At 35.7% G+C, this 20,554-nt stretch carries 10 protein-coding genes and 1 pseudogene; 9 read left to right on the forward strand and 2 right to left on the reverse strand.

Annotated elements, in window-relative coordinates; all coding sequences use genetic code 11:
- Window positions 1-224: 224 nt before the first annotated feature.
- Window positions 225-989 (reverse strand): LytR/AlgR family response regulator transcription factor, encoded by a 765-nt coding sequence (locus RH82_RS13555; RefSeq protein ID WP_034061495.1) that lies wholly within the window; start codon window positions 987-989, stop codon window positions 225-227.
- 531 nt (window positions 990-1,520) lie between these two features.
- Here RH82_RS13555 and RH82_RS13560 point away from each other — a divergent pair.
- Window positions 1,521-4,655 carry a sensor histidine kinase gene (locus tag RH82_RS13560; RefSeq protein ID WP_081979265.1) on the forward strand — a complete coding sequence of 1,045 codons (3,135 nt, stop codon included), beginning with the start codon at window positions 1,521-1,523 and terminating at the stop codon, window positions 4,653-4,655.
- A gap of 895 nt (window positions 4,656-5,550) precedes the next feature.
- Here the strand turns inward: RH82_RS13560 and RH82_RS13565 are convergent.
- A pseudogene (locus RH82_RS13565) lies at window positions 5,551-6,441 on the reverse strand (IS256 family transposase, variant Zn-binding type); the annotation flags it as partial.
- A gap of 324 nt (window positions 6,442-6,765) precedes the next feature.
- On the opposite strand from RH82_RS13565, the gene RH82_RS17920 reads away from it, so the two are divergent.
- From RH82_RS17920 to RH82_RS19010, 8 genes are all read left to right on the forward strand, one after another.
- Entirely contained in the window at window positions 6,766-10,236 is a 3,471-nt protein-coding gene (locus RH82_RS17920; RefSeq protein WP_156112481.1) for a beta strand repeat-containing protein, read from the forward strand.
- A 93-nt stretch (window positions 10,237-10,329) separates the two neighbouring features.
- Window positions 10,330-14,343 carry a DUF4347 domain-containing protein gene (locus RH82_RS13575; RefSeq protein WP_034061497.1) on the forward strand — a complete coding sequence of 1,338 codons (4,014 nt, stop codon included), beginning with the start codon at window positions 10,330-10,332 and terminating at the stop codon, window positions 14,341-14,343.
- A 34-nt stretch (window positions 14,344-14,377) separates the two neighbouring features.
- Entirely contained in the window at window positions 14,378-15,643 is a 1,266-nt protein-coding gene (locus tag RH82_RS13580; protein WP_034061498.1) for a gliding motility-associated C-terminal domain-containing protein, read from the forward strand.
- A gap of 10 nt (window positions 15,644-15,653) precedes the next feature.
- Window positions 15,654-16,601 carry a PorP/SprF family type IX secretion system membrane protein gene (locus RH82_RS13585; protein ID WP_034061499.1) on the forward strand — a complete coding sequence of 316 codons (948 nt, stop codon included), beginning with the start codon at window positions 15,654-15,656 and terminating at the stop codon, window positions 16,599-16,601.
- 10 nt (window positions 16,602-16,611) lie between these two features.
- On the forward strand, window positions 16,612-18,492 hold the full coding sequence (locus RH82_RS13590; protein ID WP_034061500.1) for an OmpA family protein: 1,881 nt from the start codon (window positions 16,612-16,614) through the stop codon (window positions 18,490-18,492).
- Window positions 18,493-18,497: 5 nt separating this feature from the next.
- Window positions 18,498-18,911 carry a hypothetical protein gene (locus RH82_RS13595; protein WP_034061501.1) on the forward strand — a complete coding sequence of 138 codons (414 nt, stop codon included), beginning with the start codon at window positions 18,498-18,500 and terminating at the stop codon, window positions 18,909-18,911.
- A gap of 161 nt (window positions 18,912-19,072) precedes the next feature.
- Window positions 19,073-19,465: a hypothetical protein gene (locus RH82_RS13600; RefSeq protein ID WP_034061502.1), complete on the forward strand. Its 393-nt coding sequence runs from the start codon at window positions 19,073-19,075 to the stop codon at window positions 19,463-19,465.
- Between the two features lie 916 nt (window positions 19,466-20,381).
- Window positions 20,382-20,504: a hypothetical protein gene (locus RH82_RS19010; RefSeq protein WP_262494880.1), complete on the forward strand. Its 123-nt coding sequence runs from the start codon at window positions 20,382-20,384 to the stop codon at window positions 20,502-20,504.
- Window positions 20,505-20,554: the final 50 nt, after the last annotated feature.

Below are 20,554 nucleotides of genomic sequence, written 5' to 3' on the forward strand. Positions count from 1 at the left end.
TTTTATTTCTTGTTACAGCGACATAGAGAGATATAGCTTTTGGCTATACAGCTAAATCCTAGGTTATAACTGCATGGTTAAATAGCGCCTCAAATAAAAGAATATTGAGAGAGACTATAGAGAAAGCCGGTCCTGGAGTGCTTAAAAGTCCATCTGGAGCGTGTTATTTTAAAACAGCTTTTTTCTAAATATTAAAAACGACACGAAGAATAATGTTTTTTTAACTATTTAAGATAAATTATTTTATAGAGCACTTCTTGCCTTCGCTTGGCAATAGGTAAAGATTTTCCATTACTCATTTCACAATAATTGCCACCAGACTTGTTTATTTTTTTTACTTTAGAGAGGTTAATGATATAGCTATTGTGAATTCTAAAAAACAGATTAGAATCTAAAATATCCTCATACATGCCAATGTTTTTAGAGGAGACAATTTCTGTATCATTACTTAAGTGAAATACAGTATAACGGCCATCCGATTTAAGATAAACAATATCAATAAGTTTAACAAAATCTATTTCGTTCATAGATGGAACAGCAATAAAATCAAAATTTTTTTCTGTGGTATTCATAGAAGAATTAACCGTTTCAATTTGACGTGAATTTGTGAAAGATTCCCGTTCCAATTCAATTACAGCCTTTTGTACTGCCAATACGATCTCTTTTGGATCGTAGGGTTTTAATATATAATCAATGGCATTGTACTTAAATGCTTTTATAGCATATTCACTAAGAGCAGTAATAAAAATAATTTTTGTGTTTGTTAATTCTACCATTTCTAAAACATCAAACCCTGTTCCTTTATCCAAGATAATGTCCATAAAAATGAGTTCAGGTTTTAAACTATTGAGTTGTAGAACGGCATCATCGTATGTGAAAGCATTACCAATAATCTCAATTTGAGGGCAATGCTTTTGTAAGTAAAACAATAGTAAGTTCGAACTTCTTTCTTCATCTTCAACGATAAAAGCTTTGATGTTTTTTGTCATTTTGAGTGAGTATGGGTTGAAAATATTGTTTAGCATTTATATTGTAAATGTAAACAAATATTTTAAATGATTATCTAATTTTTAATTCAGAATATTTGAAATATCAATATGGTAATGGGGGTATACTTTTGTTTGTCTAGAGGTTAAACTAGCTAAAGTCGAAACGAGTATGAGTGCACGCGATCCTGGATCCAATAGAAATGGTTACAGCCGTATTTTACGGTATTCTGTAAAATGTATCTTGTTTAGACATAAATGAACAACAATTCTGTTTAAAACAACAGCTATGAGTACCTATTAAATTTAGAGATTAAATGGTTTATCTATTCATGTCAAAAGAGTAGCTATGACAATAAATAGATAAAATAAGGCTAAAAAAACCTTATTTAATACTTCAAATTACAAATATTAAAAAAAATATTTATTTTTGTTTATCAAAAAAAAATAATTAAAAGTAATTGAAATAGTTGTTTTCTTGTAAGTTATTTAAGGCCCATGCTCTTTTAGTTATAGTTATATTATAGTAATCCTATGCTTTCATCTCTTTATAAAAAACACTGGATATTTTCTTTATGGATGCTATGCTCTTTGCTATGCGCTTCTTCTTTATATGGTCAGGAAGTTGTTATTAAGAAAGTAGAAACTGATATGAGCGACAGCGAAACCTTTCCTAAGGCTATTCATTTAGATCGGGATGGCTTTTTATGGTATTCGGTAAAAGGTGGTGTGGTTTTAGAGCAAGGAAGTAATGATCATTTTTTTGCTTTTAAGCACTTAAATTTTAAATATGCATCAATCACTCATAAAATTCATAAAGCTAAAGACAATAAGCTTTGGATGATTTATAAGGGAGAACCTGAATTTCTTGATTTTGACACGGGGGAATCGACCAAGATAGCGTTGAACCCTCCATTTTTTACAGAAGACAAACCTGAATTTCTGGATATTGCGGAAACACCAGATGGTACTATGTGGTTTACGAGCAATAAAAACTATGTTTGTTCTTACACCGCGGATGGAACTATTAGGTATTACAATCTTACAAATAGCTTGAATTCTGGAGTTTATTTTCGTAGTTTAAGCAGTCCCATTTACATAAAAGAGGTTTTTTTAGATGGATCTTTATTGCTAAAAGCAGGAAATCAGTGGCTCACATTTAAGGGCGGGAGCGTAAAACACTTATTAGATCTTAGCGACAGTGAAGTTCAAGGTAAAGTCCAAATTTGGATAGAGAGTCCGACTTGGAGTACTAAAAATGGAGCTCTTTTTCCAAAGAATACCTCTGGGAAATTTAAGGAAAATGGAAATACAGGTGCTTATTATTACATTCCTGAAATAAACCGACAGATTGTTGAGTTTTTTCATGGAAAAAATAAGGGAGTACTTTTTAATTATGACCCTAATACAAATGTGTTTTTGGAGATCCAAGGAACATTGCTTACGCTCTACACGTTAATTTTAAAACAGGGGCGCTATTCTTTAGAGCCTTTTAAAAAGATTACGTTTAATAATAAGATTATTAAGCACACTTTTCAAGAAGGAAATAAAATAATAATACAAGAAGGCAAGAGTATTCATCAGATCGAAATTCGAAATGCGTCGATCTTTAAAAAACATTTAGTCGGAAAGGGTCAGAGAATCTATAGTTGTAGAGAATTTTATGAAGACTCTAAAGGGGGGGTTTATAGTCATACATATAAAGGCCTATTTAAGTTTCGTAAAGAGGGCTCTAAGTGGAGGGGTGAAGAGCTTTTGACTGGGCCTAACTATCATTTTAGAGATGGCGTTTTAGGGGTCAACGATAGCATTTTTTTAAATTATAGTAAGGGGGTTTTAATGACTATAATTAATTTGAATACGCCTCCGATTGAAAAACAAATATTGAACTTACGAAAGGTCTATTTTGAAAAAAAACCATTGTATGTAAATAGTCTCAAGAAATTAAATGATAGTTTGATTTTCATAGCAACCAACAGAGGCTTATATGAGTTAAATATAAATACAACTGAATTTAAAAATAGAAACGCATTAAATGATGTCTACAATATAGAAAATATAGCGATTAATGAAATGTATGTTTCAAAAGGCGGAAACGAGTTATGGTTAGGAACGGAAGACCAGGGAGTGTTTCGGAAAAATTTAGAAACAAATAAGGTTTCCCATTATCACAGTCAAAGCGATGTATTGCCGCTAGTCCATGACAATGTTACCTGTTTTTATGAGGATAGTGATCGTAATATTTGGGTAGGCACCACTAAAGGAATTCAGAAAATAAACCCAAATAGTTTAGAGACCATATCATACACTCGCAATTTTGGCTTCCATAACGACAATATTACCGGTATTTTAGGGGAAGGGAATACTATTTGGTTTGGTACTTTTGATGGTTTGGTTCGGTTGGATGTTGAAACAAATACGTTTGTTCAATTTTTTGTTGAAGATGGATTGACACATAACGAGTTTAATTATAAATCATCCTTTAGGTCTAGAGACGGTACTTTTTTCTTTGGAGGTATTAATGGTTTTGTAAGCTTTAGACCAGAGGAGGCTCTATCAAAAATAAAGCGTCCTAAGATAGTACTTAATGCACTTAGGCTTTTTGACTCCAAAAAGAAAGCTAGAGAAAGCTATATATTCAATTTAGATACGGTTAGCAAACTCACCTTGCCATATAATCATAATCACCTCGAATTGTCATTTTTGGTAAATAAACCTTTTGGAGCTATAGTTACTAATTATTTGTTTAGAATAAGAGAAATTGATACTAGTTGGGTTCGTTATCAAAATGATAGAACGATACGGCTCCTCGGTCTCCAACCAGGAGAGTACACCTTGGACGCCAAAGCAGTTTCTAGAAGTGGCTTGCAAACAGAAACCTTAACGTATAAAGTTAAGGTGAATCAATTGTTTTATAAAACATTTTGGTTTTTAGCGCTGATGCTAAGTACGGTTTTTTTGTTGGGTGGTTTTTGGGCTTTTAGAAAAAGAAAACGAATGGAAGCTAAAGTAGAAGAACTGATTATTGTTAAAGAGTTAAAAAACAAAGCATTAAGGGCTCAGATGAACCCGCATTTCATATTTAACACCCTTAATGGCTTACAGAGTATTATGGAGCTTGAGGGTCTCGATAATGTCAGAAAGTACTTTAGCGCATTTTCTAAAATAACAAGATATACCCTGGATCAAAGCACCCAAAATCAAACCTTGTTGGCAGATGAATTGTTATTTTTGAAAGCCTATGTCAAATTAGAAAGAATGAACTTAAATGATAACTTATCATTTCAATTACATATAGACGAAACGGTACAAATAGATAATTTAATGATTCCGTGTATGATATTTCAGCCCCTTATTGAAAATGCAATATTACATGGCTTAAAACCTAAGAAAGGAAAGAGAATATTGCACATGTCGCTAGTGTTTAAGGCCGACCGACTTCACTGTGTTATTGAAGACAATGGGATTGGTAGAGAAGCTTCAAATGCATCAAAGAAAGAACATAGAGTACTCCATAAATCGCTGGCTAATACCATTCTTAATGATAGAATTAATTTATTAAAGGAGGAGGGTAATAACATATTCTTTGAGGTTCAGGATCTTTACGAAAAAAAACTTCCAAAAGGAACGAAAATTCTGCTTTGTATTCCAGTTAAGCAGAATTATTGAATGAACAGCATTACTTGGCTATATTCATAACCAAATGTCTAAAATCTCAATAATTCGTCCAAATAACGTTCAAAAGACTCCGATTATTGCTATCAATGGTATCTTACTATTTTTATAGAAAGTAATTATGTTTTTGTTGTCTTGAGCCATATAGTTATAAGGTGCAAGACTATTTTCTTGTATTATCATTTTTTAAAAGTAAACAGACCATTCACATTATTCATCAAGAAAACAGAAGCTACTCATTGGTCTCTAGATAAAAAAGGATGCCTACTCTGTATTTAGATAATAATTTATGGTCAATAGTAAGTATAAAAAACATATTCCTAATATGATAAGCAAAATCTAAAGTTCATTTTTTAGGTGAATTGAAAAAGGATAATAAATCTTCAAAAAATTATTGAAACAAAATGAGTTTCATGATAACTTTCACAATAAATAAATATTTAAGCCAAGCCTTTTTAGAAATAATGTTTTAGTACAAGGAAACGAAAAGCTTAAATATTAATAAAAACCGATTTAATAACGGGTTTGGTTGCAATACATATTTCTTTAAAAAACAAATTTAGTAGAGTCACTTCGGGTTCTTAAAAAACCAATTTTATATGTTGTCATATGTGCTGTTTTTAACTAAAACGAAAACAATGCATATGAGGCGTAATAGACAAAATGGTTGCTAATTTGGTGTAATATTTTCCAAGTGGACAAAATGGTTGCTGATTTTATTCTTAATTCTTTGCTATTGAGGAAACAGAAAATATCATAAATTTTAACCTAATAAAACAGAATTAGATTCTAATGAAAACGAACACGTCTGACACCTATTTTAAGCTAGACAAAAACAACAAGTTATGAAGCTTTTTACTGCTTCTTTTTTATGTCGTTTTAAAGTGTATTATCCTTTTAAAAATTCATTTATAAATTTGATTTTCCTGTTTTTAGTCAAGCCATTATGATTCCTCAATTTGTTTTTTAAATCTGAAAAATGACCATCAATCATATTTGTTGTATTAGGTGTATTTTGATCGAAATTATCATACCAAGTAAAGAGCCATTTTATATTTGTGTTTAGACTTCTATAAGCACTTCTGAGTCGTTTATGAGTATAGTAACTTTTTCCTGTTTCGAGGTTTGTAGTGCGCTCATTTAGGAAGCATTCCCATTTTGTAAACCATAATCCTAAGCCTCCAGCAAAAGATTCTTTATCTGTCTGTTTTAACAAGCTTACAAGTGATTTAAGCTCAATCGAAGCAGGCATCTTAGGGTTTTTAGTTATGTATGGTCGTATGGTTGCAACCTGATGAAACTGACAAAGCTGTACAGGTAAATTCTTAAACAATCCTATAAGTCCCTTTCTTCCATCACAGACAATTGCAACTATAATATAGCCTCTTGATATGAGGTGATTAACACCTTCTAAGTAAAGTGTATTAGTTTCTGAACGGACATAATACCAAATTAGATTTTCTTTGGTGTAAGCGTCCTTAAATAACATCAAACCAAAGCTTCTACCCCAATAGGTTGTATCCATTAAAACTACAATTTTCCTCGGAATGCGCTCTGGAATTGTAACCTTGTATAAATCCATTTTTCGCTGGATAGTTCTCTTAGAACATCCGTGCTTTCTAGCAAGTTGCTGGTAAGTCTGTTTTCCTTTAGTATAGTCTTCCCAAATGATAGCAGGAATGACTTGTTTTCCTCCTGTAAAAAACGTGCCGCAGGATAAACATTTGTAGCGTTGTTTTTCATTTCTAATCCCATATTTTTTGGTTAGGGAACTCTTACAATAAACACATTTTTTTTATTCAAAGCCTTTGATTTACTAAAGACCTAATCAATATTAGGGCTAACAAGATTATCAGCAACCATTTTGTCTATTACATCGCATATGACAACATATAAATACTGTATTTAATCTTATTTTTTTACCGATTACCGAATATGTCTCAAATAGTACATGTTATTACAAATATTAATTCAGCTATTACTTTTTGTTGTTTTAGCCTAGCATTTAAAAATATATTTGTTGTAATGATTAGAAAATTGAAAATATTATCTCCTTTTCAATAGGAAAACAATAAATAAGATCAAACCAAAAAATATTAAAAAAATGAAAAAATTATTAATTTTTGTATTACTGTTAATCGCGAGTGTGAGTTTGCAAGCTCAGGTGGGAGTGGGTACTCCTTTGCCAAACAACTCAGCACAGCTAGATATTGTTTCAAGCAATCGTGGAATTCTAATTCCTCGTATCCCGCTTTTAAGTGAAACAGATGCTACCACAATCACACAGGGTAATGTTGTAAGTTTATTGGTGTTTAATACTACTAGTAATGGTCAATTAACTCCGGGCTATCACTATTGGAATGGATCTAAATGGCAACGCATGGTCAGTGCTGATGATATTGTTGTTTTTGAAACACTAACGACTTTAGTCGATAACGGTGACGGTACTTTTACCTACACTAGTGAAAACGGAACAATACAAACCTTTAATGTTGTCCAATCAGGCACAGGCAATCCAATTACAAATACAACAGTAGGTGTAGCGGGCGATATTTATGTAGATGAAAGTACAGGCGATGTGTATACGTATGATGGTACAACCAATACTTGGGTACAACAAACCGGAAACGAGGTGGTAACAACATTGGTTCAAGCCGATGGGACGTACACCTATACAAGTGAAGATGGAACTACCACTACTTTTAATGTTTCACAATCAGGCACAGGCGATCCAATTACGAATACAACAGTAGGTGTAGCAGGCGATATTTATGTAGATGAAAGTACAGGCGATGTGTATACGTATGATGGTACAACCAATACTTGGGTACAACAAACCGGAAACGAGGTGGTAACAACATTGGTTCAAGCCGATGGGACGTACACCTATACAAGTGAAGATGGAACTACCACTACTTTTAATGTTTCACAATCAGGCACAGGCGATCCAATTACGAATACAACAGTAGGTGTAGCAGGCGATATTTATGTAGATGAAAGTACAGGCGATGTGTATACGTATGATGGTACAACCAATACTTGGGTACAACAAACCGGAAACGAGGTGGTAACAACATTGGTTCAAGCCGATGGGACGTACACCTATACAAGTGAAGATGGAACTACCACTACTTTTAATGTTTCACAATCAGGCACAGGCGATCCAATTACGAATACAACAGTAGGTGTAGCAGGCGATATTTATGTAGATGAAAGTACAGGCGATGTGTATACGTATGATGGTACAACCAATACTTGGGTACAACAAACCGGAAACGAGGTGGTAACAACATTGGTTCAAGCCGATGGGACGTACACCTATACAAGTGAAGATGGAACTACCACTACTTTTAATGTTTCACAATCAGGCACAGGCGATCCAATTACCAATACAACAGTAGGTATTGCAGGAGATGTTTATGTAGATGAAACGACAGGCGATGTTTGGACGTATAATACAACAACCAATACTTGGGAACAGCAGACAGGAGTTAGCGATTCATTAGTAGGATTAGACGGTTTATACACGCATACTTCCGTAGATGGAACTATATTAACTTTTGATGTTACTCAATCAGGCACAGGCGATCCAATTACCAATACAACAGTAGGTATTGCAGGAGATGTTTATGTAGATGAAACGACAGGCGATGTTTGGACGTATAATACAACAACCAATACTTGGGAACAGCAGACAGGAGTTAGCGATTCATTAGTAGGATTAGACGGTTTATACACGCATACTTCCGTAGATGGAACTATATTAACTTTTGATGTTACTCAATCAGGCACAGGTGATCCAATTACCAATACAACAGTAGGTGTTGGAGGTGATGTATATGTAGATGAAACGACAGGCGATGTTTGGACGTATAATACAACAACCAATACTTGGGAACAACAGACAGGAGTTAGCGATTCATTAGTAGGATTAGATGGTCTTTATACACATACCGCAGTAGACGGAACGGTACAAACTTTTAATGTAACACAAACCGCAGCAGGCGATCCTATTACAAATACAACAGTAGGTGTTGCAGGCGATGTGTATGTAGATGAAACGACAGGCGATGTTTGGACATTTGATGGAACTACTTGGGTACAGCAAGTAGGTGTTCAAGGTCCAATAGGAGCAACTGGAGCAGATGGAGCAACCGGAGCAGATGGTATTCAAGGTCCAATAGGGGCAACTGGAGCAGATTCAACAGTAGCAGGTCCAGCCGGAACAAATGGTACTGATGGAGCAGATTCCACAGTAGCAGGACCAGCAGGAACCAACGGAACAAATGGTACAGACGGAGCAGATTCCACAGTAGCAGGACCAGCAGGAACCAACGGAACAAATGGTACAGACGGAGCAGATTCCACAGTAGCAGGACCAGCAGGAACCAACGGAACAAATGGTACTGACGGAGCAGATTCCACAGTAGCAGGACCAGCAGGAACCAACGGAACAAATGGTACAGACGGAGCAGATTCCACAGTAGCAGGACCAGCAGGAACCAACGGAACAAATGGTACTGACGGAGCAGATTCCACAGTAGCAGGACCAGCAGGAACCAACGGAACAAATGGTACTGACGGAGCAGATTCCACAGTAGCAGGACCAGCGGGAACAAACGGAACAAATGGTACAGACGGAGCAGATTCTACAGTAGCAGGACCAGCAGGAACCAACGGAACAAATGGTACTGACGGAGCAGATTCCACAGTAGCAGGACCAGCAGGAACAAACGGAACAAACGGTACTGACGGAGCAGATTCTACAGTAGCAGGACCAGCAGGAACTAACGGAACAAATGGTACAGACGGAGCAGATTCCACAGTAGCAGGACCAGCGGGAACCAACGGAACAAATGGTACTGACGGAGCAGATTCCACAGTAGCAGGACCAGCAGGAACCAACGGAACAAATGGTACAGACGGAGCAGATTCTACAGTAGCAGGACCAGCAGGACCAACAGGACCAACGGGAGCAGACGGAGTTGGAGGCGTAACCACAACAACCGCACCTATTACTATTTCTGGAGATGGTACTGTTGCAGTTCCTTATGAGATAGGTTTAGATCAGACGGCAACGGTAATAGATAAAATGGTCTTTAGCGCAGAATATGCAGGTGCTGCTTTAAATGCTGATGGCACTAGGAACCTAGGGTTTTTAACTAGTGATAATGCAGGAACTGCTACAGACATGTTTATGAACTATTACTCTTGGTCCAATACACAAAGTACAGGCGGTCCTCACGATTATGATGTTATCCTACGCTTCACACTTCCTACTAATTTTGTGGCTTGGACTGCAAGTTCTATTGTTATCGATTATGCAGGTAATGCTGGCGGTAGCTTTGAGGCATATGTGTTTAATGAAGCAGGAAACCTTCAAGGAAGTTTACCAACAACGGCAGGTGCTACAGCTTGGGATACAGAAACCATAGATGTGACCGGTGCAACCTGGGCAGCAGGACAAACAGTTATTCTTGCTTTAAAGATGATTGCTGCTGATCACCCAGTAGTCGGTACCAATGAAATTCGCCTAGGCGATGTTACCTTAAATTTCACAAGATTAAAATACTAAATTGATTTTAAAAGCTGTAACGCTGACTTTTAAAACGGTGCTATAGCTTTTAAAATTAATCAAGTAGTAATAGTAATAGTAAAAGAATAAATTATGCTAAAATTATTAAAAATAGTCTGTTTTGTAGTAAGTGTTAGTTGCTTCGCAGCCAACGCTAATACGGTAGAAAGTGGTGATTTATGTGATCAAATTATCAGTAATACCAATACTGTAAACAGTGTTAATCCTGTAGTGCAACCACTATTTGGTGAGGCTACTGTAAACACTAAGAGCTATATAGACGCATCCCTTCCAGACCAGGAAGTCTTGCAAAACGCCATAGCAAACAATGAAAATACCTTTCACTTATTTTCCCATGGCCGCCCAGGCGAATTGTTAATCAACGGCAAGTGGCTCCAAAAAGAAGAACTTGCTCGTTTTATCAATAATAAGATAGCACCCAACAGCCAATTAGCAGCTATGAATATCTACGGCTGTAATTTCGCTCAAGGCGAAAAAGGCCTGGCAGCAGTTACTTACCTAGAAAAAGCAACCGGCTTACAGATAGCCGCTTCTACGAATATTACGGGTGCAGCTGGAGATTGGATACTAGAAATTGGAAATAAAAATTTAGCGTTACATAGCTATGGGTACAGTTTACAATGTGTAGATGGTACACAACGCCCAAATGACACCTATACGGTGTCAAGTAGTAATAATCAGAGGCCTTCTTGCCCAGGTGATTCAGATGCTGAAGTAACCTTTGCAAACATTACGGGTGTAAATGGAGACTTTATTGTACGTAGATTATCAGGTAGTACTGTATTACAATCATACCCAGCTGGGCCTGGACCAAACTTTACGGTAACTGGCCTACCTGCGGGAACTCATGTTTTTGACATAGAAGACCAATGTTCGAACAACAGTGCAGACAAGACGATAGTTATACAGGCTTCTGGTGCAGGGATTTTTAATAATAACGCGCCTCTATTGCATGATTATGTAGGAACTTGTGCAAATCCAAGTTATCGATACCTTAATCAAACTAGTATGTTTGCAAAGAATGCCGCCACTATTACATTAAATGTTAAGAACAGTGTGGGTACTACTGTTTTTACTCATACAAGTGAAAGTGGTGGATTTCGATATCTTGCTATTCTTATTCCTGTAAGTGATGTAACTGGAACCGGAGCAGCACGTACGTTAACCTTTGAATACACACACAGCTGTGGTGATGTTGCATCCGTTACAATAACCCCCCCACCAGTAGGAGGTTTTGAGATTACATTTCATCAAAATATTAATACTGTAGAGGGCTGTAATTTAAACTCTTACAAAATATCACGTAATAGGTATTCGGGTCTTAATCAAATAACAGCTAACGTTGAAGAGACCAACTCTAGTTTCACTACTGTTACTAATAGTAACCCAACAGATTACGATGGCAATGCTTTTGCCTTTAGTGGCAATGTTAATCATGTTGGTAACTATAATACTGTTGTTTTGTCAAAATTTAAGTATGGGGTATCTTACAGGATTACCTACACGGATGCCTGTGGTGAAACATATATAGAAAACCTATACATGCCGATACTGCTTCCTGCTCCTTTTGGTATAGATTATATAAGTTGTTCAGGCGAGGCAGAAATTGATAATATGTTTAGAAGTTTTTATATAAGGGTAGTGCCGGGCTTCGTTGAAAACTTCCCTATCACCGCTACAGTGATTAGCGGTCCTACACAATGGGTCTCTGGTATGACTGGAGCTGCAGCTCCTGCACCCGTAAATTATTCGTATCCCATAGTTCTCCCCCCGCTCAATAGTGTTTATCAGCTCTCTTTACGCCCGCAATTTTTCGGTGGACCAGGTACTTATACCATAAAACTAGAAGATGCCTGTGGTAATACAGATACAGCAACGTTTACCTCTACTTGTACCAATCCTATGACTACTGATTATACGCTAGATTATTGCAGCTCAAATGCAGGAACGGTTAATATGACTTACATTGATAGAGCAGACCCTAGTAATTTATTTAACCGTTTTATGAAACTTGCGCTATATGATAGTGCAGATAATTTATTAGTAACAGATAATACGGGTGCTACTAGAGTAACAACTTTTGTTAACCTAGTGCCAGGAACTTACACCGTAAGGTTTGGTCCTGGTTTTACTGCTTTTCCCCCTTCCTATTTGCCCTCTTTTCCTTTGCTTACGGATGGTTATCCTTATGAGCATCAAATAGTAATCCCTGCTTTATTAGCAATGACTAATACGTCTGACGCTATACAATGTGGTGATGAAATTTCAATTGTAACTATCGGAGGAGTACCGCCATATTCGTATAGCTTATATGATACTGTTGGAGGTACTTTATTACAGGGTCCACAAACGAGTGGAGTATTCATTGGTATAGCTAATGAAACCGACTACTATATGGAGGTTATTGATTCCTGTGGGCGAACGTTTGGACAAACTCAATCTGCAGTAATCCCACCAGACTCTACTAAAACAGTAACATCAACGAACCCTTCATGTCCCACTAATGATGCGACTATAACAATAGCAGCAGCAGAAAATGGGAGAACTTATCAAATCTTACAAGGCGGTAACCCGCTAAGTCCAGCGATAACGGGAGTAGGTACAGGTGCAGATTTAACGCTCACCATACCATTTGCACAAACCATTGTAGGAACAACAACCTATACCATAGAGGCAAGTTACTCTGTTTGTGTTGTAACTTTAAATGAAACTGCTACCATAGTAGTAAATAGCGTTACAGACACCGATAGTGATGGTGTTAATAATGCTTGTGACCTAGATGATGATAATGATGGTGTTTTGGATACGGTGGAGTGTGGAACTACTGTAACCAGTATGATTACTGTTAGTAAGAATGGTGTAGCGGATACTTCAACTGATACAGCTGTTGTAACTGGCGTTGCTGGTGACAACACACCTTTTAATATATTAGTCGCTATGGGCGCAAATGAGATATTTGAAGGTTGTTCGTTTTCAGTAGCCTCTGGAGCCTTTGATGATGGTATCCGCATTAGCGTTGATGGGGTTATAATTCTGCAAGTTGATCAAAGTAATTACAGTCAATATGCTGGCGGAACTACCACTGCTTTATATAACCCTCTAAATAATAAATTTGATACCGACAACGATGGCTTCTGGAAACCTTGGAACAATGAAGGCACGCCTACTCTTAATATTACTGATGGGGTTATTGAATTATTGGTTACAACAGTATCAGGTACAAGAGAGAATATTTTGCCCTTTATGGTAAGTGAAACAGATGACCCAGGAAATGCTGTATTGATTATAAATTCTAGTTTCTCTTATAACTGTTTAACAGGAGTTGATGTAGTTGTTATAGGGCTAAATAATAATGGCCCATTTTCCCCTCCTACACCTGTACTTTCTGCTAGTTTATTTACCTGCCAGGACACAGATACCGATGGTGATGGTATAGAAAACAGCCTAGACCTAGACTCGGACAACGATGGTTGCGCAGATGTTTTAGAATCTGGTGGTTTGGATGGTAATGGTGATGGTGTGCTAGATAATGGAGCAGCTACACCACCAGCAGTAACGGTAGATGGTGACGGACTAGTGACCAACGGTACAGACGGGTATAACGGTCTTACTGGCAATGAATATACGTCGACGCAGGTCAATGTAGCAACGCTAGCAGATCAAACTGTAACTAATGGAGATGCAGCAAGCTTTACCATAGTAGCAAGCGCAGACGAGACGACTACTTACTTAATTACAAGCCCTAATGCACCACCTAACACAGTGCCAGATTATAGCGCAGCCCCTGGCAATGCAAATGCAGGTATTAATTACCAATGGTATTTGGGAGACCCTTCAAGTGGTGGGACTGCCCTTAATAATACATTGATATACAGTGGTGTTACTACAGCTACCTTAAATATAAGCAATACATTTGGATTCAGTGGAACCCAATATTTTGTAGAAATTACGCACGATGATAATGTATGTATCGCTGTGGCGGAGTCTGCTATTCTTTCCTTACTGGCAAGAGATTATATGCGACATGGAAAATACTTTAAAGAGGACAAAGAGCAGCCTATGGATTTTGGCAAGAGTGGAAATTAAGAGTATGCTAACGTGTTATAAATAAAAAAAATTCATGAAAACAAAAAATAAAATAGTGCTATTTTTTTCAGGGATGCTCTTCGGAGTGCCCAATCTAATGGCGCAGACAGTAAATATTGGAGAAGTAGTGGTCATGCCAGGAACACAGTTTTCTATTGGAGATGATTTTAATAATACTCTTACAGGTAGTTTTATTAACGACGGTGAGGTGTTTATCTATGCCAATTTTAATAATGAGGGTCTTGTAGATTTCACGGAGGAATCTGGGTATACGCGCTTTCAAGGAAATGCGGTGCAAGAACTCTCAGGAGGCAATATAAGTTATTTCTACGATGTATTGTTTGATAATGATGCCAGTACTTCGGCCTCTTTCGAGTTAAGCAGTGAGATAAGTATCGCCAATGAAGCAGATTTTAATACTGGAATCGTAAAAAATGATGATTTTGGCGGTTTGGTCATATTTGAAGACAATGCAGATCATACCGGAACATTTGATGGAAGCTATGTAGATGGGTTGGTTCAAAAAAATGGAGATGACAGCTTTATATATCCTATAGGAGATGCACAGTTTTTTCGCTATGCAGCCATCAGCGCACCAGACAATAGTGAAGATGTTTTTACAGCCAAATATTATTTTGAAAACCCAATAGGAATCACTGTAAATGGAGAAACACCAACAGCCTCTACTACAGGAGTAATTAACCTAATAGATAATGCAGAGTTTTGGACGATTACTAATGATACAGCTAGCAGTGATGTGCTTTTAACACTGTCTTACGATGAACTAAGTACTACGCCTTTAGCGATAGTAACTGGCCCACAAACAGCAATACACATTGTACGTTGGGATGCAGTCCAACAACTATGGGTAGACGAAGGCGGTATAGTAGACGTAGCAAACAAAACTGTGACTACACCACTACGCCTAGAGGATTACGGAATATTTACGCTAGGCCGTATTAATGAAGATATTATTCTTCCTGGGGATGTTGTAGTCTATAATGGTGTAACGCCCAACGGTGATGGCGTAAACGATTATTTTATAATTGATAACATACAAAATTTAGCGAATAACAACCTACAGGTATTTAACCGTTGGGGCGTGAAAGTATTTGAAACAAATAATTACGATAGCACAGGGAATGTTTTTAATGGGTATTCAGAAGGAAGGCTTACAATAGCAAAAAACAAACAATTACCAACAGGGACCTATTACTATGTTCTAAACTATGATTTCTCAGAAAACGGTAGTACAGAACGCATAAAGAAAGCGGGATACCTCTATATAACTACAGAATAACTTAAAAGAGATGGAAAATAAATATAAAAATATTGCTTTGTTTGCTGTATGTATAATTGTAATGGTGTTTGCTACATCTCAATTGCAAGCGCAACAAGATTCGCAGTATACACAATACATGTATAACACACAAACGGTTAATCCTGCTTATGCAGGAACGCGAGGAGTCTTTGGTATAACCAGCCTTTATCGTAACCAATGGGTAGGCTTAGAAGGTGCCCCAGAAACACTAAACTTGAGTTTAAGCACGCCGTTGGGAGAGTCTCAACGTGTTGGCCTTGGAGTAAGTTTTATCAAAGATAAAGTAGGACCAGCAGATGAAAGCACACTTGTTGCAGATTTCTCATATACGATACCAGTAGGGGAACGCACAAATTTAAGTTTCGGTCTTAAAGGTGGTTTTAATTTATTAAATGTTGATTATGGTGTGCTTACTATTAACAATCCAAATGATGCCCTTCAACAGTTTAATATAGATAATAGAACAAAAGTCGTTGCTGGCTTAGGGCTGTATTTGCACGACATAGAAAAATGGTATGTGGGTGTGTCGATTCCTAACTTTTTAGAGACGACCCATTACGATGATACTAATATATCTAACGCGTCAGAAAAAGCAAATGCATATGCAATAGCAGGTTATGTGTTTAATCTAAGTGATAATACAAAATTTAAACCCGCAGTATTAGGGAAATTTATTCAAGGAGCACCGATTGGTCTGGATCTTTCTGCTAATTTTTTATTATACGAAAAATTCACATTAGGAGCAGCCTATAGGTTAGACGCTGCAGTAAGCGCTTTGGCAGGATTTCAAATAACAGAGGGTATGTTTATAGGGTATTCGTACGATTATGGAACTCAAGAATTAGCAAATTTTAATTCAGGCTCTCATGAAATATTTTTAAGATTTGAGTTTGCCAACACGAAGACAGACCGTTTCTTAACGCCAAGATTCTTTTAATATAGACACTATGAAATATATAAAAAATATAATTTTATTTAGCCTTTTACTCGTTGTTTCGCTGAGCAATTCACAAAGCAAGAAGTTAAAAAAGGCAGACAAGAAATTTAACGATTTCGCCTATGTCGATGCCTTAAAAATCTATGAGGATGTTGCAGATAGTGGCTATGAAGATGCAGATCTTTTTAAGAAACTAGGAGATGGCTATTATTTTAACGCCGATTATATCGATGCCACAAAATGGTATAGTAAACTCGTCGCCATTAACTCAAATTTAGAACCAGTATATCAATTTAGATATGGGCAATCTTTAAAAGCTAGTGGTAATTATGAACAAGCAGATACTTACTTGAGTACTTTTTTTGAAAGTCAAGGAATACCGTATTCTAATTTTGACAATTATTTAAAGAATATTGAAGAGAATTCAAATGCATATAAAGTAAGTACTGTCGATTTTAATACAAAATATTCAGACTATCCTGCGTTTTTGAAAGAAGACAGCCTCTATGTTATTTCAGGATCGTTAACAGAAAAGAAAACACCTTGGAATAATGAGCCTACGTCAGATATTTTTTTGCTAAAAAACAAAAGGACTCTAAATAATCTAGGCGATACTTTTAACACTAAATTTAATGAAGGGTCTTTGGTTATTACCAAGAATGGTACAACCATGTTTTTTACAAGAAATGATTATAATGATAGAAAAAGAGGTAGAGATGCTAATAAAACAACACGTATAAAACTATATAGCGCTTTAAAAGAAAATGGGACATGGGATGCTATTAAAGAATTACCATTCAATAACAGTGAATACTCTTTTGGCCAGCCAGCATTAAGCCCAGATGATAGTAAACTCTATTTTGTAAGCGATATGCCAGGGAAGGGCAGTAAAGGCGGTACCGATATTTATGAGGTAGACTTGTTTGAGGACGGTAGTTTTGGAACGCCTTCAAATATGACAGCATTTAATACTCCTGGAAACGAAATGTTTCCCTTTGTGGCTAAAGATGGTACGTTTTACTTTTCCTCCAACGGTCAAGTTGCCAATTTAGGAGGCTTAGATATCTATAGATCTGGAGCTGTTGGCGGTGTGTATAACAAAGTTGAAAATATCGGTAAGCCTGTAAATGGACCCATGGATGATTTTGCAATCGTTGTAGATAGTGATACTAACAAAGGATATTTTGCATCAAATAGAATAGGTGCTGTAAGTGATGATATTTATTCATTTATTTATATAGAGCCTTGTTTAGTTAATTATACTGGTGTAGTAAGAGATAAAAAAACAGGAGCTGTTTTAGATAATGTGTTAGTGTCCTTAATGGATGGGGATAACAAAATATTGTCTCAAAAAGTAGTAACAGCAGGAGTATATGAATTTAATGGAATAGAGTGTGAAAAGGCAAAGTTTGTAAGGGCAGAAATGGATAGTTATCAAACAGCAGAAGAGCTATTAATAGCTCCTATTGATGGATTATCAACTACAAACGTATTATTATCTCTTAGAAAAATTGAGTTAATTAAAGATACAGACCTTGCTATGCTTTTAAATCCTATTTATTTTGATTTAGATAAGTCCAATATACGTCCAGATGCCGAGGTCGAATTACAAAAGATTGTTATAGTTATGAGGGATAATCCTGCCTTGAAAATTGATGTGAGATCGCATACAGATAGTAGAGCCAGAGATGCTTACAATATAGCATTATCTAATCGTCGTGCTAAATCAACCCTTGAATACATCGTTAATGCAGGTATCGACAGTTCGCGATTAACAAGTAAAGGCTATGGTGAAACACAACTAATAAACGAGTGTGCTAATGGTATTAAATGTTCAGACCAAGCACATCAAAGCAATCGAAGAAGTGAATTTATTATTATAAATAACTAAGATATATGAAGCTCGAAAAAAAGAATGAAATTATACTCTCTGCAGATGAATTGCTGTTTTTGAAATTCCATGTATTTGGTTTTACTGATAAATATATTTTTGATCTGCTACAAATGTCTAGAAGAGAAGTTACCGATTTAAAGTATTTTTTATTTAAAAGGCTTAAGTCCGCGTTTGCTGTAAAGACTAATTTAGAATGCGTTAAAAAAGCTTTTGAAACGGGAGTGTTAGATTCATTAGATTTTTTAAATGAGGACAAAAAGGCAGAAGTAGATATCCTTACTAAGAACATATGTGAAATGAGCTTTTTAGAAATGATGGCTACCAATGACAAGCATGAAAATTTGGAAACAAAAATATTAAGTATTCTTGGCATCACAACAAAAGAAAATAATAGTAGTACTATTTCTGTTGCTTAATATAAAGAAGCACCATTGTATAAAATGAGGTTAAAAAGTAGTTTGAAAATGCTATTGTTTAGCTTCATTTCTTATTATGCTTTTTTTATCCTCTGATGTTGTGATATTAGGGTATATATTGGCTTTCAAAAGTCTTGAAATAACTTTCGTAAAATTTACAAATGAAAAAGAACAATCTAACAGATACCGAAGTAATTTTAATAGATTTATATTATTGTGGACATTTTGAAAAAGATAAGATTGCTAAAAGACTTTTTGTGTCATCTGCGAAACTGTCTAAAATTGAAAAAAGCATATTTAAAAAATTCAAAAGCAATTGTTGGTTTCTAATAATTAAAAAGGCATTCGAGTTAAATATTTTGGTTAAAGAAAAAAACAGCACTTTAGATATTCAAAAAGAAGCTAAAGTTTGTGCTAAGAATATTCGAATAATTGGCATTACAGAGGGCAGTAGCGATCTCGATATTAAATTTAAAATTTACAAAGAGTTAATCCGTTTTTATAGTAAATATGAGTACAGTTATCTATTAAAACCTTTTGAAGAGTTTAAGTAAGCTTAATTAAAATTAATGGTGTTTTTGGCGCCATTGAATAAGCTTTTAATCTGTGTTATTTTATTTTAAAAAAAACAAAACGTATATATACTTATTATGTTTATGGCTTTAAAAAAAAATAAAAAGAACGCTGGAAAATTTGTAATTTAAAAACGTAAGATTATATGTCAACATAATGATTGTTTCTTTTTAGAATTATCATATTTTTATAATAGAAAATAATGGTCTAATCTAGACTTTAAATTATATATTTTTTTGCATACGAAAGTGCATATGATTTTGTAAAACGCACATCGGGAAAGCCCTATTAATATGGGTTTTTAGTTTTGAGCATCAAACTCATAACCCGAAGGTCACTGGTTCTAGTCCAGTTCCCGCTACTAAGCTTAACGCTAATAAAAAAAACGGATTGTGGTGCACATCCGTTTTTTTTTTTATGTATTCTATTTTCTTACGTTTGCAATAAGTAGTTTTTTATTTATCTTTTGAGAGTATTCTATATTTAGTATCTTATAGAGCATTACAAAAAAACACACTGCCATAGGCTAAAAAGAGCTTGCTTATTTTGAAAAATAAAAACCCAAACAGGTCCTTAACTTGGATACTATATTTTACAATACCATTTGTAGTGGTTTTGTTTTATAAATACCTCTCAAAAGATACGGTTAGTAGCTATATTTCTATGGATTCCACTGTGCTTTCAAAAGTAAATATTGAAAAAATATGACCTCAAACAGTAGATTATATATTTGATGTAAAACCTATTTTATCTGATCGTTGTTACTTATGTCACGGCCCTGATGAAGGTTCTCGTGAAGCAAACTAGAGACTAGATATAAAAGAAGGCGCATATGCTGCCATTAAAGAAAGTTTAGATCGTTTTGCAATTGTTCCCGGAGATACAATTTCTAGCATTATGGTACATAGAATCAATTCTATAGATTCTGAAAAAATAATGCCACCAGAAAGTTCTAATCTTTCACTAAGCGATTACGAGAAGAAAGTGTTTACCAAATGGATAGAACAAGGTGCTGTTTGAAAAGAGCATTGGGCATTTGTTCCTCCTGTAAAAAAATAGGTTCCTGAAGT

This window comes from Lacinutrix jangbogonensis (assembly GCF_000797445.1).
GTDB lineage: Bacteria > Bacteroidota > Bacteroidia > Flavobacteriales > Flavobacteriaceae > Lacinutrix > Lacinutrix jangbogonensis.